This is a genomic window from Phytohabitans maris, assembly GCF_031085175.1.
Classification (GTDB): Bacteria; Actinomycetota; Actinomycetes; order Mycobacteriales; family Micromonosporaceae; genus Phytohabitans; species Phytohabitans maris.
In genome coordinates, this window is record NZ_JAVHUY010000015.1 from 132266 (window position 1) to 151616 (window position 19351).

Annotated in this window: 21 protein-coding genes; 10 read left to right on the forward strand and 11 right to left on the reverse strand. The window is 73.0% G+C overall.

All coding sequences use genetic code 11. The annotated features are described in order from the left end of the window. Positions 1–12 precede the first annotated feature (12 nt). Genes RB614_RS17790 through RB614_RS17800 form a run of 3 tightly spaced genes read left to right on the forward strand, consistent with a single transcriptional unit; the run spans position 13 to position 1237 of the window. Positions 13–360: an ArsR/SmtB family transcription factor gene (locus RB614_RS17790; RefSeq protein WP_308713640.1), complete on the forward strand. Its 348-nt coding sequence runs from the start codon at positions 13–15 to the stop codon at positions 358–360. Continuing rightward, on the forward strand, positions 357–833 hold the full coding sequence (locus RB614_RS17795; RefSeq protein ID WP_308713641.1) for an SRPBCC family protein: 477 nt from the start codon (positions 357–359) through the stop codon (positions 831–833). The genes RB614_RS17790 and RB614_RS17795 overlap by 4 nt, the downstream gene beginning before the upstream one ends. Continuing rightward, entirely contained in the window at positions 830–1237 is a 408-nt protein-coding gene (locus RB614_RS17800; RefSeq protein WP_308713642.1) for a VOC family protein, read from the forward strand. Before RB614_RS17795 ends, RB614_RS17800 begins: the two co-directional genes overlap by 4 nt. A gap of 3 nt (positions 1238–1240) precedes the next feature. Here the strand turns inward: RB614_RS17800 and RB614_RS17805 are convergent, their stop codons facing one another. From RB614_RS17805 to RB614_RS17830, 6 genes are all read right to left on the reverse strand, one after another. Further along, positions 1241–2356, reverse strand: a complete 1116-nt coding sequence (locus tag RB614_RS17805) for a hypothetical protein (RefSeq protein WP_308713643.1) — start codon at positions 2354–2356, stop codon at positions 1241–1243. A gap of 371 nt (positions 2357–2727) precedes the next feature. Beyond that, a complete protein-coding gene (locus RB614_RS17810) occupies positions 2728–3627 on the reverse strand; it encodes a carbohydrate ABC transporter permease (protein ID WP_308713644.1) in 900 nt (299 codons plus the stop codon). A gap of 1 nt (position 3628) precedes the next feature. Further along, on the reverse strand, positions 3629–4555 hold the full coding sequence (locus RB614_RS17815; protein WP_308713645.1) for a carbohydrate ABC transporter permease: 927 nt from the start codon (positions 4553–4555) through the stop codon (positions 3629–3631). Positions 4556–4626: 71 nt separating this feature from the next. Then, positions 4627–5970, reverse strand: a complete 1344-nt coding sequence (locus RB614_RS17820) for an extracellular solute-binding protein (RefSeq protein ID WP_308713646.1) — start codon at positions 5968–5970, stop codon at positions 4627–4629. Between the two features lie 203 nt (positions 5971–6173). After that, positions 6174–7091 carry an LLM class flavin-dependent oxidoreductase gene (locus tag RB614_RS17825; RefSeq protein WP_308713647.1) on the reverse strand — a complete coding sequence of 306 codons (918 nt, stop codon included), beginning with the start codon at positions 7089–7091 and terminating at the stop codon, positions 6174–6176. A 76-nt stretch (positions 7092–7167) separates the two neighbouring features. Further along, positions 7168–9465 carry an LLM class flavin-dependent oxidoreductase gene (locus RB614_RS17830; RefSeq protein WP_308713648.1) on the reverse strand — a complete coding sequence of 766 codons (2298 nt, stop codon included), beginning with the start codon at positions 9463–9465 and terminating at the stop codon, positions 7168–7170. Between the two features lie 95 nt (positions 9466–9560). On the opposite strand from RB614_RS17830, the gene RB614_RS17835 reads away from it, so the two are divergent. After that, a complete protein-coding gene (locus tag RB614_RS17835; RefSeq protein ID WP_308713649.1) occupies positions 9561–10067 on the forward strand; it encodes a MarR family winged helix-turn-helix transcriptional regulator in 507 nt (168 codons plus the stop codon). A gap of 12 nt (positions 10068–10079) precedes the next feature. Here RB614_RS17835 and RB614_RS17840 read toward each other — a convergent pair whose 3' ends face one another. The 3 genes from RB614_RS17840 to RB614_RS17850 form a co-directional block, all read right to left on the reverse strand. Beyond that, positions 10080–11225 (reverse strand): LCP family protein, encoded by a 1146-nt coding sequence (locus RB614_RS17840; RefSeq protein ID WP_308713650.1) that lies wholly within the window; start codon positions 11223–11225, stop codon positions 10080–10082. 88 nt (positions 11226–11313) lie between these two features. After that, positions 11314–12300, reverse strand: coding sequence for an Acg family FMN-binding oxidoreductase (locus RB614_RS17845; RefSeq protein WP_308713651.1), 987 nt, complete (start codon positions 12298–12300; stop codon positions 11314–11316). Between the two features lie 75 nt (positions 12301–12375). Then, positions 12376–13596, reverse strand: a complete 1221-nt coding sequence (locus tag RB614_RS17850; protein ID WP_308713652.1) for a PP2C family protein-serine/threonine phosphatase — start codon at positions 13594–13596, stop codon at positions 12376–12378. Between the two features lie 160 nt (positions 13597–13756). Here RB614_RS17850 and RB614_RS17855 point away from each other — a divergent pair, with 160 nt between their 5' ends. The 3 genes from RB614_RS17855 (at position 13757) to RB614_RS17865 (ending at position 15385) form a co-directional block, all read left to right on the forward strand. Next, positions 13757–14191 (forward strand): ATP-binding protein, encoded by a 435-nt coding sequence (locus RB614_RS17855; protein ID WP_308713653.1) that lies wholly within the window; start codon positions 13757–13759, stop codon positions 14189–14191. An 81-nt stretch (positions 14192–14272) separates the two neighbouring features. Further along, positions 14273–14794, forward strand: a complete 522-nt coding sequence (locus RB614_RS17860) for a DUF2231 domain-containing protein (protein WP_308713654.1) — start codon at positions 14273–14275, stop codon at positions 14792–14794. 105 nt (positions 14795–14899) lie between these two features. Next, positions 14900–15385, forward strand: coding sequence for a glutathione peroxidase (locus tag RB614_RS17865; RefSeq protein ID WP_308713655.1), 486 nt, complete (start codon positions 14900–14902; stop codon positions 15383–15385). A 57-nt stretch (positions 15386–15442) separates the two neighbouring features. Here RB614_RS17865 and RB614_RS17870 read toward each other — a convergent pair whose 3' ends face one another. Next, positions 15443–16411: a hypothetical protein gene (locus RB614_RS17870; RefSeq protein WP_308713656.1), complete on the reverse strand. Its 969-nt coding sequence runs from the start codon at positions 16409–16411 to the stop codon at positions 15443–15445. 238 nt (positions 16412–16649) lie between these two features. On the opposite strand from RB614_RS17870, the gene RB614_RS17875 reads away from it, so the two are divergent. The 3 genes from RB614_RS17875 to RB614_RS17885 all read left to right on the forward strand — a co-directional run bounded on the left by RB614_RS17875 (position 16650) and on the right by RB614_RS17885 (position 18850). Next, on the forward strand, positions 16650–17540 hold the full coding sequence (locus RB614_RS17875; protein WP_308713657.1) for a DUF1996 domain-containing protein: 891 nt from the start codon (positions 16650–16652) through the stop codon (positions 17538–17540). A gap of 99 nt (positions 17541–17639) precedes the next feature. Further along, the gene (locus tag RB614_RS17880) at positions 17640–18140 is read left to right on the forward strand and encodes a sigma-70 family RNA polymerase sigma factor (protein WP_428983037.1); all 501 of its coding nucleotides are present in this window, start codon (positions 17640–17642) and stop codon (positions 18138–18140) included. Beyond that, positions 18140–18850 carry an anti-sigma factor family protein gene (locus RB614_RS17885; protein WP_308713659.1) on the forward strand — a complete coding sequence of 237 codons (711 nt, stop codon included), beginning with the start codon at positions 18140–18142 and terminating at the stop codon, positions 18848–18850. The genes RB614_RS17880 and RB614_RS17885 overlap by 1 nt, the downstream gene beginning before the upstream one ends. A 61-nt stretch (positions 18851–18911) precedes the next feature. Here RB614_RS17885 and RB614_RS17890 read toward each other — a convergent pair whose 3' ends face one another. Beyond that, the gene (locus RB614_RS17890) at positions 18912–19289 is read right to left on the reverse strand and encodes a VOC family protein (RefSeq protein WP_308713660.1); all 378 of its coding nucleotides are present in this window, start codon (positions 19287–19289) and stop codon (positions 18912–18914) included. Between the last annotated feature and the right edge of the window lie 62 nt (positions 19290–19351).

A 19351-nucleotide genomic window follows, 5' to 3' on the forward strand; every position in this document is an offset into this window, starting at 1 on the left:
AAGAGGTTATCAATGGGTACCGATCTGCTCGACACCACGTTCGCGGCGCTCGCCGACCCGACCCGGCGGGCGATCCTGACCCGCCTGGCCGCCGGGGAGGCGACGGTCACCGAGCTGGCCGCGCCGTTCCGGATGAGCCAGCCGGCGATCTCCAAGCACCTCAAGGTGCTGGAGCGCGCCGGGCTCGTCTCCCGCGGCCGGGACGCCCAGCGGCGGCCGTGCCGGCTGGAGGCCCGCCCGCTCAAGGCGGCGGTCGACTGGCTGGAGGGCTACCGCGACTACTGGGAGGAGAGCTACCAGCGGCTCGACGCGCTGCTCACGACGCTGCGCGAGGCCGCGCCCCGGGAGGGTGAGGCATGAGCGTCGTGGTCAGCACGCCGTCCGACCGGGAGATCGTGCTGGCCCGCTCGTTCGAGGCGCCGCCGCCGCTGGTCTTCGCCGCCTTCACCCGCCCCGACCTGCTCACGAGGTGGTACGGCGCGCGCGGCTGGCACCTGGTCTCCTGCGACCTCGACCTCCGGGTGGGCGGCGCCTACCGGTTCGTGTCCGAGGGGCCGGGCGGCGAGCGGATGGCGCAGAGCGGCGTCTACCGCGCGGTCGAGCCGCCCACCCGGCTGGTGCTCACCGAGCTCTTCGACGACCAGTCGTACCCCGGCGAGACCGTGATCACCCACGAGTTCGCCGAGCGGGCCGGCCGCACCGACCTGACCACCACCGTGCGCTACGCGACCCCGCAGGGGCGTGACCGCGCGCTGCGCTACCCGATGGCCCGCGGCGTGGGCGAGAGCTTCGCCCGCCTCGACCAACTACTCGAAGGGATTGGACCGCGATGAACTGGACTCTTGAGGTCGTCGTCGTACCGGTGTCCGATGTGGACCGGTCGAAGGCGTTCTACGCCGACCAGCTCGGCTTCCACGTCGACCACGACACGGCGATCGGCGACGGCGTGCGGATCGTGCAGCTGACCCCGCCCGGCTCCGGCTGCTCGGTCGTCATCGGCCGGGGCGCGGTGCCGGACATGCCACCCGGCTCGCTCAAAGGGCTGCAACTGGTCGTCGCCGACCTGCCCAAGGCCCGCGCCCAGCTCGTCGAGCGGGGGGTCGAGGTGAGCGAGATCCAGGTACTGGGGGAGAACCCGACCCCGACCGACAACCCGCTGGACAACGTGGGCTTCGTCTTCTTCAGCGACCCGGACGGCAACTCCTGGGGCGTGCAACAGATCTCCGCCCGCGCCTGACCCTCACACGCTGCGCAGGTCGAGGGTGTGCCAGGTGACGTTGGTGCCGGCGCTGGTCGACCACCACAGCACGCCGTCCCGGTACGACACGCGGCTCGCCGCCTCGGCGACCCGGACCAGCCCGCGGGTCTTCAGGTCGTAGACCAGCAGCCGCTGGCCGCCGACCGCGGTGGCGAGGGTGCCGGAGTCGCCGGAGAGCACCTCGAACCGGTCCAGCACCGCCACGTCCGCGATCGCGGCGGTCGCGCCGCTGTCGGACGCGGTCCGGCGGTCACTGCCGTCCGGGCGCATCAGGACGCTGCGCACCGGGGCGTCGCCGGAGAGGACGAACAGCCGGCACCACGCGGGCCCGCACCGGTCCAGCGTGCCGTCCTCGCCGTCGACGGTGGTGGTGCGCCCGGTCTCCAGGTCGCGGATCCGGGCCGGGCCGCGCTGGCCGCCGCCGCTGCTGACCAGCCAGGGCCAGCCGGCCAGCGCCCAGGTGCCGGGCTGCCGGGTCACCCGCACCGGACCGCCCTCCAGCGGCACCGACCGTACCTCGGTGACCGGCTCGGGGCCGGGAGCGGAGGCGGTCCAGTACAGCCGGCCGGCGGCGAAGACGATGTCGTGCTCCGAGTTGGCGAAGGTGGCCCAGCCGGTGTCCGCGGTGACCCGGCGCGCCGCCCCGCCGGCGACGCCGGCCCGCCACAGCTCGGTCCGCGGCGAACCGTCCCGAGCGGTCACCGACTCCGCCCAGACCAGCTGGGTGCCGGCGCGGGCGAAGCCGGCGTACGACCGGCCGGCCCCGTCCGGTGGCCGGCGCAGCACCCGCACCGCCCCGCCGGCCGAGCGGAGCACCAGGCGCACGCCGCCGCCGCGCGGGTCGAGGGCGGGGCCGACCGAGGCGCGTTCGTCGAGGAAGAAGGCGGGGCTGTAGGCGGTGCCGTCCGGCAGCGCCCCGGGCACGGTCGCGCGCCGGGCCTGCGGCCACGCCACCTCGGCGGCCGGCGGCGGTGGCTCGGGCACGCGGGCGCCGACCGGCGCCTGGGCGAGCAGCGCACCGGCTGCGGCCACGGCGGCCACCAGCCCGGCCAGCCCCCGGGTGGGCAGGCCGCCCCACGCCTTTCCCGCGCCAGTCACGCCCGCAACCGTAGCCGGCCCGCCGCGAGCCGGCCGCGACGGCAGCGGCGACGGGCCCTGCCCGCCGCGTCGCGCCGGGCCGTCGCGATCTGGAGACCTTTCGGGCCGCTGCCGGCTCCGCGACGCAAGCCCACGGCGGCGATCGTGGTATTTCAGTGCCCCTCCGAGGGCACCTGGATACCACGATCTCAGCGCCCGGTGCTCGCCGGGGGAGGGTGACCAGCGGCGGAGGGTGAGGCCGCGGGAAAGCACCCCAAGAAAACGCTCCGCTGCGCTCCACGTTTCCCCGGGGACCCCGCGCGACGGTCCGGACCACCGCGGACGTCGCGGTAGCTCGAATCTATTTGTTTCTCTGTTTGGGGCTGGGGCGGCTAGCGGCCGAAGCCGACGGTCAGTCCACTGAGGAGCTGGCGGCGGCCCAGGGCGTAGAGCACGACGATCGGGAGGGTGGCGAGCACGACGGAGGCGAGGACGGCGGGCACGTTGACGCCGTACTCGCCCTGGAAGGTCCAGAGCGCCAGCGGCAGCGTGCGCTGCTCGGGGCTCTGGGTGAGGATGAGCGGCAGCAGGAAGCCGTTCCAGATGGTCAGTCCATTGTAGATGGATACGGTGACCAGCGCGGGCCGGGTCAGGGGGAAGGCGAGCGACCAGAGCGTGCGCCACTCGGTGGCGCCGTCCATCCGCATCGACTCGAAGAGCTCCTTCGGCACGTCGCGGATGAAGTTGGCCAGCACCAGCACCGACAGCGGCACCGCGAACGCGATCGACGGCAGGATGATGGCGAGCAGGCTGTCGTACATGTGCAGGCGGATGATGATGAGGTACACCGGGATGATGACGGCCTGCAGCGGGATCGCCAGCCCCATCAGGAAGAGCACGTTGACCCCGCGCAGAAACCGGCTGGCCGCGCCGCCACGCACGATGGCGTACGCGGCCATGAACGAGACCAGCACCGCGGGGAGCACCGCGCCGAGCGTGACCACCACGCTGTTGAGGAAGTAGCGGGCGAAGTCCGACTCGATCACCGACTGGTAGTTCTCCAGCGTGGGCTCGGTCGGCGGCGCGAACGGGTTTTCCTGGTAGTAGATGGTGCGCGACTTGAGGCTGGTGACGACGATCCAGTAGATCGGCACCACCACGACCACGAGCCACAGCCAGCCGGCGAGCCCGCCCAGCCAGTTGTGGCGCCAGGAGCCGCGGCCCCGGCCCGGCCCCTGCTCGGGCGGCGCGTCGAGGTCCACGCCGCGCTCCGGCGACAGCGTCGTCGACATCTCACATACCTTCCATCTGGCTGGCACTCGCGTCGCGGCCGCCGAGCCGGCGCAGCAGCAGCGCGAGCGCGAGCCCGACCAGGACGAGGATGACCGCGATCGCGCTCGCCGGGCCCATCAGGTTGGCCTGGAAGCCGCGCTTGTACATGTCGAGGGCGAGCACCCGGGTGGCGTCGCCGGGGCCGCCCTCGGTGAGCACGAAGATCAGGTCGAAGAACGTCAGCGAGCCGACCACCATCAGCGTCGAGGACGTGATGACCGTGTACTTGAGCTGGGGGAGCGTGATGCTGAAGAACTGGCGCAGCCGCCCCGCCCCGTCGATCTGCGCCGCCTCGTAGAGCGCCACCGGGATCTGCCGGACGCCACCCTGGTAGATCAGCGCGTGGAACGGGATGAACTGCCAGGAGACCACGAACACCACCACGCCGAGCGCGAGGTTGGCGCTGCCCAGCCAGTCCTGCGCCAGCAGCGGGATGCCGAGCCCAGGGCCGATACCGAAGTTGGGGTCCAGCAGCGCCTTGTACGTGATGGCGAGCGCCGCCGAGCTCAGCAGCAGCGGGATGAAGTACAGCACGGCCAGGATCTCGCGGTAGCGCTGGCGGCCGGCGAGGAACACGCCGATGAGCAGGCTCGCCGGCGTCTGGAAGGCCCAGGAGAGGGCCATCACCAGGAACGTCACCCACAGCGCGTGCGGCAGCCCGGGGTCGGTCAGCACCGCCCGCCAGCTGTCCAGGCCGGCGGGGTGGATGTCGCCGATGCCGTCCCACTCGGTGAAGCTGAGCGCCAGTACGCCGAAGAGCGGGATCAGGCCGAACGCGACGAAGACGGCGAGCGCCGGCAGCGCCATCCACGCCAGTGAGCCGCCACGCCCGCCGGCCGGGGTGGTCGGCGGCCGGACCCGGACGGCGGGCGGAGCGAGCCCGGTCATTGCCTACCCCGCTCCGTCGCTCGGCGCTTCGCCGCCGTTGTGGTCAAGGTCCGTTGCCTCCCGACTCCCGCTCACTGACCGATGACCTGGTTCATGTTGTCCACGTACTGCTGCGGGGTGATCGAGAGCTGGAAGAGCTTGCTGATGTTGTCGAGGAGCTTCTCCGCGGCCGTCGGGCTCAGCGCCTGGTCCCAGGACTGCGCGAAGACCTTGGCGTTGCTCGCCGTCTGGTAGACGAACTCGAGGAACTCGGGCTCCTTCGAGCTGGCGATCTTGCTTTCGCTGCCCTTGACGATCGGTACGCCGCCGGTGTCGAGCCACTCGCCGACCTCGGTGTCGTCGAGTACGGCGGTGGAGAAGAACTTCTTCGCGGTCTCCTTCTGCTCGGCGGTGGCCTTGGCGGAGATCGACAGGTACTGCGCGGGGTTGCCGACCGTGTTGCTCGGGTCGCCCTTGCCGCCGTCGACGGGCGGGAAGTTCATGTAGCCGATGTGGCCGCCGGAGACGAAGTCGCCACCCTCCTCGGCCATCGACCCGTACGTCCAGGTGCCGTGCAGCATCATCGCGGCCCGGCCGGTGGTGAGCAGCGCCTGGTCGGCGTTGGCGTCGGCCACGACCGAGGAGAAGCCCTTGACGAAGCCGTTCGCCCGGACCAGCTCCTGCATCTTGGTGAGCGCGTCCAGCGCGGCCGGGTGCGACCAGGCGTCCTTCTGGCCGTCGAAGACGGCCTGGAACACCTCGGGGCCGCCGATGCGGTCGAAGAGGAACTCCAGCCACATCATGTTGGTCCAGCGGGACTGGCCGGCCAGCGAGAACGGCGCGATGTTCTTGGCGTTGAACTTCGGCACGAGGTCCATGATGTCGCCCCACGACTGGGGCGGCTGGGCACCGATCTTGTCGAAGGCCCGCTTGTCGTAGAAGAGCACGATCGGCTCGACCGTCTCGCACGGCATCGCGTAGATCTTGCCGTTCACCGTCGCGGCCCCGAACGACGCGGGGAAGAGCCGGTCCTTGACCGCGGCGTTCTGCGCGAACCAGTCGGTGAGGTCGTCGACCTGGCCGGCCTCGACCCAGCTCTTGAGGCCGCCGCCGCCCCAGCCCCAGATGATCGTCGGCGCCTGGCCCGCGCCGAGCGCGGTCCGGATCTTCGTCTTGTACGCGTCGTTTTCGAACGCGGTGTGCTTGATCTGGGTGTCGGGGTTGGCCTTGTTGAACCGGTTGACGGTGTTGGTCCGGATCTGCTCGGCGGGTGGGGCGGTCAGGAACCAGTAGCTGGCCTCGCCGCCGCCACCGCTGCCCTGACCCGGGCCCGAACTGCCGCACGCGGCGAGCGCCATCCCCGCGCCAGCACCCGCCGCCAGGTTGAGGAAGCCCCGCCGGGACATCGAAAGCCCGGACATCGAACTGTTTGCCACGCTTACCTCCGTGGTCGTCCCGCGGGTGCCCGCAGGAGATCGATACCTCATGAGGTGTGCGGGCGGCCGCCGCGACGAACACGCGGCGGTCGCGCCGCACGAGTGCCAGGTTCCGGAGCGGCTATCGGAAAGTTTGCGTAAATATTTAGGTCAACATATGTACCCGCGGAGTGCCTGTCAACGTTGCCTCGACGAGCGGGCGGTCAGGCCGGACCGGCGGCGACCGCACCGCGCTCGGCGGCGACCAGCTCCCGCGTGGCGGGCGCGACCTCCGCGGCGAAAGCCTCGATCGTGTACTCGTCGTCGGTGCCGAGGATGAAGCCGGTGATCCCGTACTCCAGGGTCAGCCCGGCCAGGTCCTCGGCCCACTGCTCGGCGGGGCCGTCCAGGAACGCGCGGCCGGTCGGGGCGAACCGGCCGGAGACGTTGAGCAGCCGCCGTACCGCGCCCGGCTCGCGGCCCGCGGCGACCGCGGCACCGTCGATGTGCGCGTTGAGCTCGGCGAGGTCCTCGACCCCGCCGGGCAGGTAGCCGAGCGAGGGGAGCCAGCCGTCCGCCGCGCGCCCGATCAGGCGCAGCATCCGCGGCTTGTACGCGCCGACCCAGATGCCGACGTCGTGCGCCGGCTTGGGCCCGCGCTTGGCGCCGTGCACGCGGTAGTACTTCCCGGCCACCCGTACCGGACCGGGCTTGTCGGCGGCCCAGATCTCGCGGATCACGGTGATCCCCTCCTCCAGGGCCTCCACCGCCTGGCCGGCCGAGAGCCGCCGGCCGCCCATCGCCTCGATGGCGTCCCAGAACCCGCCCGCGCCGAGGCCGAGCTCCAGCCGCCCGCCGCTGAGCAGGTCGAGGCTGGCGGCGCTGCGGGCGAGCACGGCCGGCTGGCGCAGCGGCAGGTTGAGCACGTTCGCGCTGAGGTGGATCCGGCTGGTGCGCGAGGCCGCGTACGACAGCAGGGTCCACGTGTCGTGAAACCGCGGCTGGTACGGGTGGTCCTGGAACGTCACCAGGTCGAGCCCGGCCCGGTCACTGGCCACCGCCAGGTCGACGGCGTGCGCGGCGGGCTGGTTGGTCGGCGTGACGAACGTGCCGAACAGCAGGTCGTGGCCGTAGTCGCTCATGCCCGTCCTCGCTTCGCTGCGGGCGGGCACGAGGCTCCAAGCGCGCTGTGCCCAATGATTCGTTCGCTTCGCTCTCTCATGGTTTTTCCTCCGTACCCGGGATCGGGCGGATGTTGAAGTTGTCGCGGAAGACGTTGTCGGGGTCGTAGCGCCCCTTCAGCTCGCGCAGCCGGCGCAGCGTCGCGGGCGGGAACGCGTCGGCGAGCCGCTCCGGCCGCTGGTCGGTCTCGAAGCTCAGGTACAGGCCGTCGAAGTGCTCGCTCAGCCCGTCCCAGAGCCGGTCCAGCCGCTCCCGGTCGACGCCCATCGCGATGACCGAGAAGCCGGCGTCGCGGTGCGCGTACGCCGTGGCGTCCGGGTCGACGTCGGCGACGGCGCCGCCGACCGTACGCAGCTGGAAGAAGTAGACGACGCCGCTCGTCAGCAGCCGCTCGGCCGCCTGCGCGAACGCCGGCGTCACCTCGCGGACGAACGCCGAACGGGAGACCGGCTCACCGCGCCCCTGGTGCTCGGCGTCCGGGGCCATGCCCATCACCTCCGCGTACGGCGCGATCACCACCTCCTGCTGAAACATCGGCGCGATCTGGGCGAACGGCTGGAGCTGGGCGATCACCGTGTCGGGGTCGGCGGAGTCGACCATCCCGTACAGCTGGGCGACCGCCGGCTGGCCGCGCCGGGGCGGCCCCATGACCAGGAACGCGGTCGTGTCGCGCGGCGCCGTGGAGGCGACCTCGCCGAACCGGCGCAGGAAGCCCGCCATGTCGCTGGCCACGAAGCCGAGCTGGGCCCAGCCGACCGCGCCGACCTCGTCGACCTCGAACTCGAACGAGGTGACGATGCCGAAGTTGGCACCGGCGCCGCGTACGGCCCAGAAGAGGTCGGGGTTTTCCGTGTCGCTGGCCCGCACGACCGAGCCGTCGGCGAGCACCATCTCGACCGCGCGCAGGTGGTCGATGGTCAGCCCGTGCTTGCGGCCGAGGAAGCCGATGCCGCCGGCGGTGGCCAGGCCGCCCACGCCCACCCCGCCGTAGTCGCCGGAGGTGAGCGCCCACCCGTACGGCGAGAGGGCCGCGGCGACCCGCTTCCACCGGGCGCCCGGCCCGATCCGGACCCGCCGGGTGGCCTCGTCGAGCACCTCGACCGCGTCGAGCGCGCCGAGGTCGATGACGATCCCGCCGTCGTTGGTGGAGCGGCCGCTGATGCCGTGGCCGCCGCTGCGCACGCCCATCGGCAGGTCGGGGTGGCGGCGGGCGAACGCGAGCGCCTCGGCGACCTCGGCGGTGCTGCCGGGGCGCAGTACGACGCCGGGGGAGCCGCCGCGCATGTAGTTCGCCCGGACCCGGGGATAGTCGATGTCGCCCGGCTCGACGGCGGTCCGCGCGAGCGAGCGCGGCAGGCCGTCGTAGTCGATGCCGGTGCGCCGCTTGGCACGCGCCGCGGCGCCGCGGACCGGACCGGTGGGCAGCGGCGCCGGCAGCGCGGCGTCGACCGCCGCGCGCAGCGCCGGGACCACCTCGCGGGCGAAGCGCTCCAGCGCCTCCGGGTCGTCGCAGATGAGGACGAACGTGCCGGCGCCGTCCTCGACGGCGAGCGGGAGCAGGTCGTCGACCCAGGCCCGGGGCGGCCCCTGCAGGAAGCCACGCCGCTCGTCGCCGAAGGTGCCGGCGATGTTGACCAGGCGGCGGATCTCAGCCGGGTCGCGGCCCGCGGCGGCGGCCGCCTCGTCGATGATCTTGTTACCGGCGCGGAGGTCGCCGGGCCCCAGGTGGCCGAGCGTGACCACCCAGCCGTCCGCCTTGCGCCCGATCAGGCGCAGCACGCGGCGCTCACGGCCGCCCAGCCAGATCGGGACCTGGTGGCGGGGGAGCGGGCCGCGCCCGACCGCGTCGATCCGGTAGTGCTCGCCGGCGAAGCACAGCGGCGTGGGCTCGCCGGCGTCGAGCATGCCGCGGACGACGTCGACGGCCTCGGCGAGGGCGTCGACCGCGCCGTCCGGGTCCAGCCGCGGGCCGCCCATCGCCTCGATCGCGTCCCAGGACCCGTCGGGCGCGGTCCCGTCCGGCTCGGCGCCCGCGCCCAGCGCCAGGTCGAGCCGGCCGCCGGAGAGCAGGTCGAGGCTGGCGGCCGCGCGGGCCAGCACGGCCGGCTGGCGCAGCGGCACGCTGAGCACGTTTGCCGCGATGTGGATCCGCTCGGTCCTGCCGGCGACCCAGGACATCAGCGTCCAGGTGTCGTGGAGGTCGGGCTGGAAGGGGCGATCCTGGAACGTCACCAGGTCGTAGCCGAGCTCCTCGCTGCGCCGGGCGAGCGTGACGGCGTCCTCCCCGGTGGGGGTGATGAAGGTCCCGAACTCGAGCGGATGACCGTAGTTCATCAGTGGGCTCCCGGCCGGTCAATTAGGTGGTGGCACAGATCGTATTCATCACAGATGATAGTCGCAACCGCGCGTCGGTCGGTATGATTCCCGTCATGACGACCCCGCGCCCCGCCTACGACGGCGACTTCGGCTGGCACCTGGGGGTGCTGCTCAGCGGCTACCAGAGCCTGGTCGTCACGGTTCTCGGCGACTTTCCGCACGGCCCGCGGGGCTACCAGACGCTCGCCGCCGTGGTCCACGGCGACCAGCCGAGCCAGCTCGCGCTCGCCACCCACCTGGGCATCGACCGCACCGTGATGACCTACCTGATCGACGACCTGGTCGAGGCCGGCCTGGTCGAGCGCCAGCTCAACCCGGCCGACCGCCGCCAGCGCAAGATCGTCGCCACCGCGCGGGGTCTGGGGACGTACCGGGACCTGGAGCGGCGCGTCCGGGAGGCCGAGGACACGCTGCTCGGCGCGCTGGAGCCGGCCGAGCGGCGGGCGCTGCGGCACCTGCTCCGCCGGGTCGCCTGCGACGTGCGCGACATCGAGCCGGCGACCGACCCGTGCGAGGCCGTCGGCGCCACGCTGGAGGGGAGCGCGAAAGCGCGCGGCTGAGACCGGCCGGGCTCAGCCGGTGGCGACGAAGGCCGGATTGCTCATCAGGAACTCGGGCAGCGTGCCGTCGCGGACCGAGGTGAGCATGCGCATCGTGTCCGGGGTCAGCTCCTCGTACGCCTGCCCGCCGATCGTCTCCGAGGCGAACTCGCCGGCGTTGGTCTTGACCAGGATGAGGTCGTTGGCGGCGAGACCGCGGAACGTGAAGAGGAAGTCTTCGATCGGCACGCCCTGGGTGTCCAGCACGAACGCCTTGCCCGCCGCCTCGATCACGCGGTTGAGCTTGCCCGGGTCGGTCAGCACGCCGGTGCTCGTCGCCTCCTTGCCGATCGCCTTGAGCAATTGCTGCTGGTGGCGCTGGCGGCCGTAGTCGCCGTCCGGCAGGCTCTTGCGGATGCGGGCGTAGTCCAGCGCCTCGATCGCCGACATCCGCCGGCAGCCCTTCTCGTGCACGAGCGGCTTGGCGCCCGGCGGCAGCCCCTGGATGCCGACGCCTTCCTTGTACCAGCCGCGGACGAGCTTGCCGTCCGGCGTCACTCCGATGTGGATGGACTCGGCGCGGGTGTCGACGCACATGTCGACGCCGCCGAGCTCCTCCACCACCGACTCGAAGCCGGCGAAGTCGATGATCGCCGCGCCGTTGAACGTGATGCCGGTGAGCTCGTTGATCGTCTTGGCCAGCAGGTCGAAGCCGCGGGCCCGCTTTTCCAGCTCGGTGCCGGGCCCCTCGTACCCGGCGGCGAAGGCCGCGTTGACCTTCGCGGTGCCGCCGGCGTAGCCGTTCTTCGCGTACGCCGGGATCCGCACCCGGGTGTCCCGGGGGATGGAGACCAGGTAGGCCTGGTCGTGGCTGGCCGGGATGTGCAGGATGATGATCGTGTCGGAGCGGGCGCCCTCCTCGTCGCTCCCCTCCCGCTCGTCGAGGCCGACCAGCAGCAGGTTGACCGGCCCGTCGATGTCGTTACCCTTGGCCCGGGCCGCCGCCCCGGCCGCGCCGTCGATCAGCGTCGTCTGGGTGATGTCGGAGGTGACGTGGGAGATCAGCACCCGCGATCCGACGATCACCGTGCCGCTCGTGACCATCAGCACCGCGCCGACCACGACCGCCAGCCTTGCCCAGAGCGGGGGTTTTCGTCGCGTTCGCGCGGCGTGCGACATGGGCGGGCTCCGTTCAGGGACGGCGTACGACGTCAGCGAAGCTACGTCCGCTCCCTGAAGGATCGCTGAGAGTATCGGCGTGCCGCCGTCACCCGCTGTGAATGGGCGTGTCGACCACGTCCGCCGCCGGCCGGCGCGGGGTCGGCCAGCCGGGCTGCCCGTACCCGAGGCGCAGGACCATCTGCGGGCTGCCGAAGCGGCTCAGGGCGGTGCGCAGGCGCTCCCGGGCGGCGGCGACCTCGATCGGCTGGGACAGCATCGACGCGGCCAGCCCGGCGTCGGTCGCGGTGAGCAGCACCCGCTGCAGCGCCTGCCCGGCGGTGATCCGGTCCACGGGAGTGTCGCCGGCGGCGCCGAGCACGGCCACCAGCGGCTCCGGCTCGAAGTCCCGTCCGGGCGCCCGGACCTGGTCGCCGAACGGCCGCTGCGGCAGCAGGTCCCACGGCTCGGCGACCGGGCCGCCGGCGCGTACGGGCACGCCGTCCGGGGCCGGGCCGTGGCGGGTCCAGGCGGCGATCTCCGCGCGGTAGCCGGGGTCGCGTTCCAGGACGCGGTTGGCGCCGCGGGCCAGCTCACCGAAGGCGGCCACGGCCGCGGTGCCGACCACCAGGTCGAGCCAGCCGCCCTCGGCGCGGGCCGCCTCCACGAGCCGCCAGCGGACCGCACCGGGCACCGGCTCGTGCGAGAACGGCATCCGGCTGCTGTGCCGGCGCGGCACGGCGGCGAGCAGGGCCCGCTCGGCGGGGGTGGCCAGCGCCGGCTCGTCCGGCTCCAGGCGGGCGACGACGTCTGGTTCGTCCGTGTACGGACGGATCCGTACCCGGGCCGGCGCGCCCTCGGCGACGAGCGCGAGCCGCAGGTTGAACACGGCGGCGCCGCAGGCGAGGTGCGCGGCCCAGTCGCCGAGGTCGCCCAGGCCGGCGACCGGGAGCGGCCGGCCGCGTTCCACCCGGACCTCGATACCGCCGTCGCGCAGCCGGAACCGCCACGGCTGGCTGTTGTGCATCGACGGAGCGCGGATGGCGGCCGGGAGGGCCGCCGCCAGGAGCTCGGGGGTATAGCCCGGGGTGGTCATCCGACAAATCTGCGGCATCGCGGCGCCGGCCGTGCAGGGCCAGAGGTCCCGACCGGCCGGGACGCGCGGGACCTTTCAGGCGGCCGCGGCGGTCCGCCGGATCGCCAGCAGGGCGATGTCGTCGCCGGGGCGTTCCTCGGCGAGGGCGGCCATCACCGTGTCGCAGACGACCTCGGCGGGGCCGGGCGTGACCGCCGTGCGGAGGCGCTCCAGGCCGGCGTCGATCACCTCGTCGCGGCGCTCGATCAGGCCGTCGGTGTAGCAGACCAGCACCGAACCGGCCGGAAGCGCCAGGTCGGTGCTGCGGCGCCTGGCCAGCCGCCCGCCGAGCCCGAGCGGGAGGTCGACCCGCGCCTCGGCCAGCACCGCCGGCCGGCCGGGGGCCGCGAGGACCGGGCGGAGGTGGCCGGCGAGCGACATCCGGACCGTCTCCCGGTCCGGGGAGATCATCGCGTACAGCACGGTGGCCAGGTGGCCGGTCTCGAAGTGGTGCACCTTGCGGTCGAGCAGGCTGAGCGCCTCGGCCGGGTCGTCGCAGACCAGGCTGTACGCCCGGAGCGCGCTGCGCAGCCGCCCCATCACGACCGCCGAGCGCAGCCCGTGCCCGGAGACGTCGCCGATCACGACGCCGAGCCAGCCGCTGGGCAGGGTGAAGACGTCGTACCAGTCGCCGCCGACGCCGGCGTCGTGGCCGGGTATGTAGCGGGCGGCGATCTCCACGCCGGCCGTCTCGGGCAGGCGGGTCGGCAGCAGGCTGCGCTGCAGCGCGAGCGCGGCGGTGCGGTCGATGCTGCTGGCCCGCGCCTGGGAGGCGGCGCTGGCCCGGTCGGCGGCGACCTGGAGCAGCCGTACGTCGTCCGCGGTGAACCGGCTGGGCTCGAGGGAGCCGACGTGCAGTACGCCGATCACCTCGCCGGCCGCGAACACCGGCACGCCCAGCAGCGACCGGATGCCGGCCGCCGGCAGCAGCGGGTTGGCCACGTCGTCGGGGCGGACGTCGGCGAGCCGTACCGGCTGCTTCTCGGCGGCGACCCGGCCGGCGAACCCGTGCCCCACGGACAGCCGGAAGCCGTCCCGGACCTCCTGCCCCAGCCCTTTCGCCGCGGTCGCCACCAGCTGCTGGGCGTGCGGGTCGAGCAGCAGGAGCGCGGCGGTGTCGGCACGCAGCACGTCGCGCACCCGGTCGAGCAGCTCGTCCAGCATCTCGTCCGGGTCGAGCTGGGACAGGGAGGTGTCGGTGAGCGCCTCGATGCGGCGCAGCCGCTCGTCGCTCCCCGCACCCGACCCGTCGATCACGGCAGAAGCGTAGTACCGGGGCCGGGTGTGCACACCACCGGTCACAAAAGGGCGGGTTTGGTTTCGTGGGGCTGGGTACATTCCAGCGTGCAGTGATCCGCGTCGTGGTGAACGGACCGCGGGGTCGTGGTGAACGGACGGCGGGAAGGGAGTGGACGCTGTGGTCGGGCGCTCGGCAGACCGCCGTCTCGCCCCCGACGTGCGGCCACTGCTCCACGTCGCGGTCGTCCCCGGGCGGCTGCCGGCCCTGCGCCTGCAGGTGGAGGCGATCGCGCGCGACCGCGGCATGTCCCCGGACCGGGCCAGCGACTGGGTCACCGCGGTCAACGAGCTGATGGCGAACGTCGTCCGGCACGGCGGCGGCACCGGTGACCTGCGCATCTGGCTGGAAGGCGACCTGTTCTGCGAGATCCGGGACCACGGTCCCGGCTTCATCGCCGAGCCGTACGTCGACCGCAGCGACCGCCCCGCCCCCTCCGGCGACGGCGGCATGGGGCTGTGGATCGCCCGGCAGATGAGCGACGGCATGGAGATCGACAGCGGTCCCTCCGGCACCGTGGTCCGGATCCGCACCCGGATGGACGCCGGCGCATAAGTCCGGGCGTACCGGGCAAGCAATTCCCATGGCAGTGGTCGTCGTCGGCACATCGCCGTACCCGACTTCTAGGGGGAACCAGTGCAGGCACGCATACGAGTCCTCGGACACGCGGTACACCCCATGCTGGTGGTGTTTCCGCTCGCGCTCTTCGTCACCGGCACCATCTTCGACCTGATCCACCTGGCCAGCGACAACGGCACGTTCGCCGAGGTCGGCTTCTGGATGATCTCGGCCGGCATCATCGGCGCGGTGCTCGCCGCGCTCACCGGGTTCGCCGACTGGACCAAGATCCCGTCCGGTACCCGCGCCAAGCGCGTGGGGCGCGTCCACGCCGCGCTCAACTCGGTCATGCTCGTGCTCTTCGCCATCTCCTGGCTGGTCCGGGTGGACAACACGAACCACGCGGCCAGCGCCGGCGCGTTCACGCTCGAGGTGATCGCGGTCGCGGTCGGCGGCGGCGCGGCCTGGCTCGGCGGCGAGCTCGTCGACCGGCTCGGCATCGGCGTGCACGAGGGCGCCAACCCGGACGCCCCCAGCTCCCTGGCGGGCGCCGGCGCGACGCGCGGCGCGACCGGGAGGCCGCGTGCCTCTCACCCGTGACCGCGCGGACTCCGCCGTGGACCGCCGGGCCGGCCGCCACCGGTAGTGACCGGGGCCACACCCGGCGGCCGGTCGGGCCGGCGCGGGCGGGGTGATGATGGGCAGATGACGATCTACGAGATCCCGGTCCGCTCCCTGGCCGGGGAGCCGGCCTCGCTCGCCGACTACCGGGGCCGCGCGCTGCTCATCGTGAACGTCGCCTCCAAGTGCGGCCTCACCCCGCAGTACGCCGCCCTGGAACGGCTGCACGAGACCTACGCCGGGCGCGGGTTCAGCGTGCTCGGCGTGCCCTGCAACCAGTTCGGCGGCCAGGAGCCGGGCACCGCCGAGGAGATCGCGGAGTTCTGCTCCACCACGTACGGGGTGACCTTCCCGCTGCTGGAGAAGACCGAGGTGAACGGCCCCGGCCGGCACCCGCTCTACGGCCTGCTGACCGCCGTGCCGGACGCCGAGGGCGAGGCCGGCGACATCCAGTGGAACTTCGAGAAGTTTCTCGTCTCGCCCGGCGGCGAGGTCGTGCGCCGCTTCCGCCCGGGCACCACGCCCGACGACCCGGAGCTGGTCAAGGTCGTGGAGTCCGAGCTCCCGTAGACGCCGACGCGCCCCGGCCGGCGGGTACGGCCGCCGGCCGGTGCGCACCCCCGATGGTCAGTACGAGGAGTTGGATCCGCCGGAGGAGGTCGACTCCTTCTTCGCCTTGCCGCCCCCGGCGGTGATCGCGAACCACTGGTCCTTCACCCCGTGCCCGGCGATCTGGCCGAGGCTCAGGTCCTTGTGGAAGTAGTACAGCGGCCAGCCCTTGAGCGTGAGCTGCTTGCTGCCGTCCGGCCGGGTGACGACGCCGACCAGGTCCTCGTCGATCCCGTCGCCGACCTGCACGCCGTTCGGGGCGAGCACGGGCTGCCAGGTCTTGAGGCAGTCGCCGACGCACGCGGTACGCGGCGGGTTGTTGTCGTCCTTCTCGAACCGGTAGATCGTGCGCCCCTTCGCGTTCACCACGATGGCAGGGGCGAGGCCGTCGACCTCGGCGACCCGCAGCACCTGCGGCTTCTTGGCCGGCGCCGGCTCGTCGGAGATCTTCTCCGCGCGGCCGCCCGACGGTGAGATCGCGAACCACGCGCCGCCGGTGCCGTGCCCCGCCGTCTGGCCGAGGCTGAGGTCCTTGTGGAAGTAGTACATCGGCCAGCCGTTGAGCGTGAGCTGCAGGTTGCCGTCCGGGCGCTCGACGCTGCCGACCAGGTCCTCCTCGATGCCCGCGTCCACCTCGACGCCGTTCGGGGCGAGCACCGGCTGCCAGGTCTTCAGGCACTCCTCCACGCACGTGGTGGTCGGCGGGTCGTTCGAGTCGCGGTCGAAGCGGTAGATCGTGCGGCCCTTGCCGTTGACCAGCAGCGGGTCGAAGCCGTCGAGCTGGGCGATCTTCAGCACCTGCGGCGTACCCGTGGCCGGCGGCGCCTCGGCCCCCGCGGCGGCACCCGACTCGGGCGAGGCGGCCGGCGTGGGCTCGGCGGGGGCCTGGAAGACCGGCTCGGCCTTCGGCGCGGACAGGGCGCAGGCGGAGAGGCTGGCGGCGGCGAGCGCACCGCCGAGCGCGGCGAGGAAGCGGTGGGTTCTCATTGGACTGTCTCCTCAGCGAGATACGACGGCATTGCGGTCGATCGCCGCGCCTGGCATAGTCAGCAGGAGCGACTGGGATTGTGTGCTGCGGCGTTGTGAGATGGCAGGAGCGCAGCGGCATTTCCCGGGCACAGCTCATTTCGGTGAGGCTGTCGCCGGGGCGGTGATTCAGTTGGTCGGCTCCAATACGACCGGTGGAGCCACGTGGTTCACCCGCTTTTCCTCCGGCCGTTTCTTCTTGCTGATCGTCGGTGTGGAGCTGGCGCTCGCGGCGGCGGCCATCTCCGTTCCACTGTGGACTTCCGCGCCGCCGCGCGCCGGGTACGTGGAGATCTCGGCGGTGCCGCCCGCGCCGGCGGACCCGGCGACCCGGGCGTACACGTGGTCCTGCGGGCGCAACGAGGAGGGCCACCGCAATACGGCCAACCTCGTGGTCGTGCCGGGCGTGCCCGGCCCGCCGCACCACGTCCACGAGTACGTGGGCAACCTTTCGACCGATGTGGACTCCACCGACGCCAGCCTCGCCGCGGCGACCACGAGCTGCCCCAACGGCGACCTGTCCACGTACTACTGGCCGGTGCTGCGCACCGGGGCGCGGGCGGGGGAGAGCCGGCACGGCGAGATCGTGGGGCCGGTGGCGGTGACGCTCACCGCGTACGGCAACCCGGTCTCCCCGGTCGTCGCGATGCCGCCGCTGCTGCGCGGCACGGTCGGCGACGCCAACACCGCCACCACGCCGATCGGGCAGGCCACCCGCTCCTGGACCTGCTCGGGTACGCCGGAGCGGCGCACCGACCGCTACCCGCTCTGCCCGCCCGGCGACCGGGTGGTGCGGGTCTTCGACTTCCCGAGCTGCTGGGACGGGCGCCGGGCCGACAGCCTCAACCACCGCGCCCACCTGACGTTCCCGGCGGCGAACGGGTCGTGCCCGGCCGCCACGTTCGCCGTACCCCGGCTGCGGCTCACCGTGGAGTACCCGCGGCCGGACGGTGACCGGTTCGCGATCGACGCGTTCCCGCCGCAGCGCAACGCCCCGCAGACCGACCACGCGTTCTTCGTCAACCTCATGCCCGAGCAGCTCATGGCCCGGGTGGTGGGCTGCCTCAACACCGGCGCGGAATGCGCGTGAACCGGAGTGCCGCGGGATCCGTAGTGGTGATGACTCTCCGACTGAAGGGCGGGACGGCGGATGGCGAGGCGACGGCCACCGACTTCCAGCGACGAGGCGCTGGTCCGGTCGCTCTACGAGCAACACGGTGCGGCTATCCTCGCGTACGTCACCCGCATCACCGGTGACCGCGCGCTGGCGGAGGACGTGCTCCAGGAGACCCTCATCCGGGCATGGCGGCACGCCGAGACCCTGTCCGAGCAGACCGGCTCGATCCGGGGCTGGATGTTCACCGTCGCCCGCAACGTCATGACCGACCGGGCCCGCGCCCGGGCGATCCGGCCCATCGAGGTCGCCGAGACCGCCTCCACCGGCCCGGTGGAGCGGGACCACGCGGACCGCGTGGTCGACTCGATGGTGGCCCTGGAGGCGCTGGAGCATCTCTCCGAAGAGCACCGCCGCGTCCTCGTGGAGATCTACTTCCAGGGACGTAGCGTCGCCGAGACCGCCGAGCACCTCGGCATCCCGGCCGGAACGGTTAAGTCCCGTTCCCACAACGCGTTGAAGAACCTGCGACAGCTGCTGGTCGGGCGCTCCGCCGCCCTGAAAGGGGCGGCATGATGAGTGCCGAGGCGCATGACGCGCAGATGCTCGGCGCCTACGTCCTGGAGACGCTGGACCCCGACGAGCGGCGTGGTGTCGATGCCCACCTGGCCGAGTGCGAGATCTGCCGGGCCGAAGTGGTGGAGCTTGAGGCGGTGAAGGACGTGCTCGAGGACATCCCGCCGGAGGCTCTGCTGCACGGCCCGCCCGACGCCGACCTGGTGCTGCAGCGCGCGCTGCGCCAGGTCCGCGAGGAGGTCGCCGGCGCCACCCGCCGCCGCTGGGTGCCGGCCGTGGCCGCCGCCGCCGTGCTGCTGGCCGGCGTGCTGGGCGCCGGCGTCGCGCTGGGCCGCGGCACCGCGCCGGAGCAGGTGGCGCAGGTGCCGCCGACCGCGGCGCCGACCGCCTCGCCCCTGCCGCCCGGCACCCGCGTGGGCAGCACGGTGGATGCGTCGACCGGCGTCCGGATGACCGCCCGCGTGGCACCGGCGGCCGGCTGGGTCCGGCTCAACGCCGCGGTCACCGGCATCCCCGCCGGCGAAAACTGCCGCCTGATCGTGGTCGGCAGGGGCGGCGAGCGGGAGATCGCGGGCGGCTGGATCGTCTCCGAGCAGGGCGAGCAGAACGGCACCAACCTGGACGGCAGCGCCGCGGTCCCGGTCGACGACGTGGCCGCGATCGAGGTCCAGAACACCGCCGGCAAGACGTTCGTGCGGCTGGACCTCTGAGGCCCGGGGGGTGAATCGAAGCTCCTCGCACGCCGTTCCACCGACGTGCGGGGAGCTTCGATCACGCGGGCTCGGTCCAGAGGCAGAAGGGGTGGCCGGCCGGGTCGAGGTGGACCCGGACGTCCGCCTGCGGCTGGAAGCCGGCCAGCGTCGCGCCGCAGGCCGCCGCGTGCGCGCAGCCGGCCGCCAGGTCGTCGACGTGGATGTCGAGGTGGAGCATCATCTGCTGGTCGCCGGGGCCGTGCGGCCACACCGGCGGCTCGTAGCCGGCCTCGGTCTGAAACGACAGCCCGGTCCCGCCGCCCGGCGGGACCAGCCGGACCCAGTCCGGCTCGTCCTGCTCGCGGCGCCAGCCCAGCAGCCGCTCGTAGAAGGCGGCGAGGCTCCGCGCGTCCGGGGCGCCGAGCACGACCCCGGAGATCTCCATCGGTGGGCTCATGCCGCGACCCTAGAACGGACCACCGACACCTCCGGTGCCGTACCCGAGGAGCCGGCCCGGGT

What these genes read in the sequence shown, in the direction of transcription:
- RB614_RS17800 (WP_308713642.1), top strand. Translation starts at nt 830, where the DNA reads ATGAACTGGACTCTTGAGGTCGTCGTCGTACCGGTGTCCGATGTGGAC.
- RB614_RS17830 (WP_308713648.1), bottom strand. Translation starts at nt 9,465, where the DNA reads ATGAACTACGGTCATCCGCTCGAGTTCGGGACCTTCATCACCCCCACC.
- RB614_RS17790 (WP_308713640.1), top strand. Translation starts at nt 13, where the DNA reads ATGGGTACCGATCTGCTCGACACCACGTTCGCGGCGCTCGCCGACCCG.
- RB614_RS17835 (WP_308713649.1), top strand. Translation starts at nt 9,561, where the DNA reads ATGACGACCCCGCGCCCCGCCTACGACGGCGACTTCGGCTGGCACCTG.
- RB614_RS17815 (WP_308713645.1), bottom strand. Translation starts at nt 4,555, where the DNA reads ATGACCGGGCTCGCTCCGCCCGCCGTCCGGGTCCGGCCGCCGACCACC.
- RB614_RS17840 (WP_308713650.1), bottom strand. Translation starts at nt 11,225, where the DNA reads ATGTCGCACGCCGCGCGAACGCGACGAAAACCCCCGCTCTGGGCAAGG.
- RB614_RS17865 (WP_308713655.1), top strand. Translation starts at nt 14,900, where the DNA reads ATGACGATCTACGAGATCCCGGTCCGCTCCCTGGCCGGGGAGCCGGCC.
- RB614_RS17890 (WP_308713660.1), bottom strand. Translation starts at nt 19,289, where the DNA reads ATGAGCCCACCGATGGAGATCTCCGGGGTCGTGCTCGGCGCCCCGGAC.
- RB614_RS17795 (WP_308713641.1), top strand. Translation starts at nt 357, where the DNA reads ATGAGCGTCGTGGTCAGCACGCCGTCCGACCGGGAGATCGTGCTGGCC.
- RB614_RS17810 (WP_308713644.1), bottom strand. Translation starts at nt 3,627, where the DNA reads ATGTCGACGACGCTGTCGCCGGAGCGCGGCGTGGACCTCGACGCGCCG.
- RB614_RS17885 (WP_308713659.1), top strand. Translation starts at nt 18,140, where the DNA reads ATGAGTGCCGAGGCGCATGACGCGCAGATGCTCGGCGCCTACGTCCTG.
- RB614_RS17870 (WP_308713656.1), bottom strand. Translation starts at nt 16,411, where the DNA reads ATGAGAACCCACCGCTTCCTCGCCGCGCTCGGCGGTGCGCTCGCCGCC.
- RB614_RS17845 (WP_308713651.1), bottom strand. Translation starts at nt 12,300, where the DNA reads ATGACCACCCCGGGCTATACCCCCGAGCTCCTGGCGGCGGCCCTCCCG.
- RB614_RS17825 (WP_308713647.1), bottom strand. Translation starts at nt 7,091, where the DNA reads ATGAGCGACTACGGCCACGACCTGCTGTTCGGCACGTTCGTCACGCCG.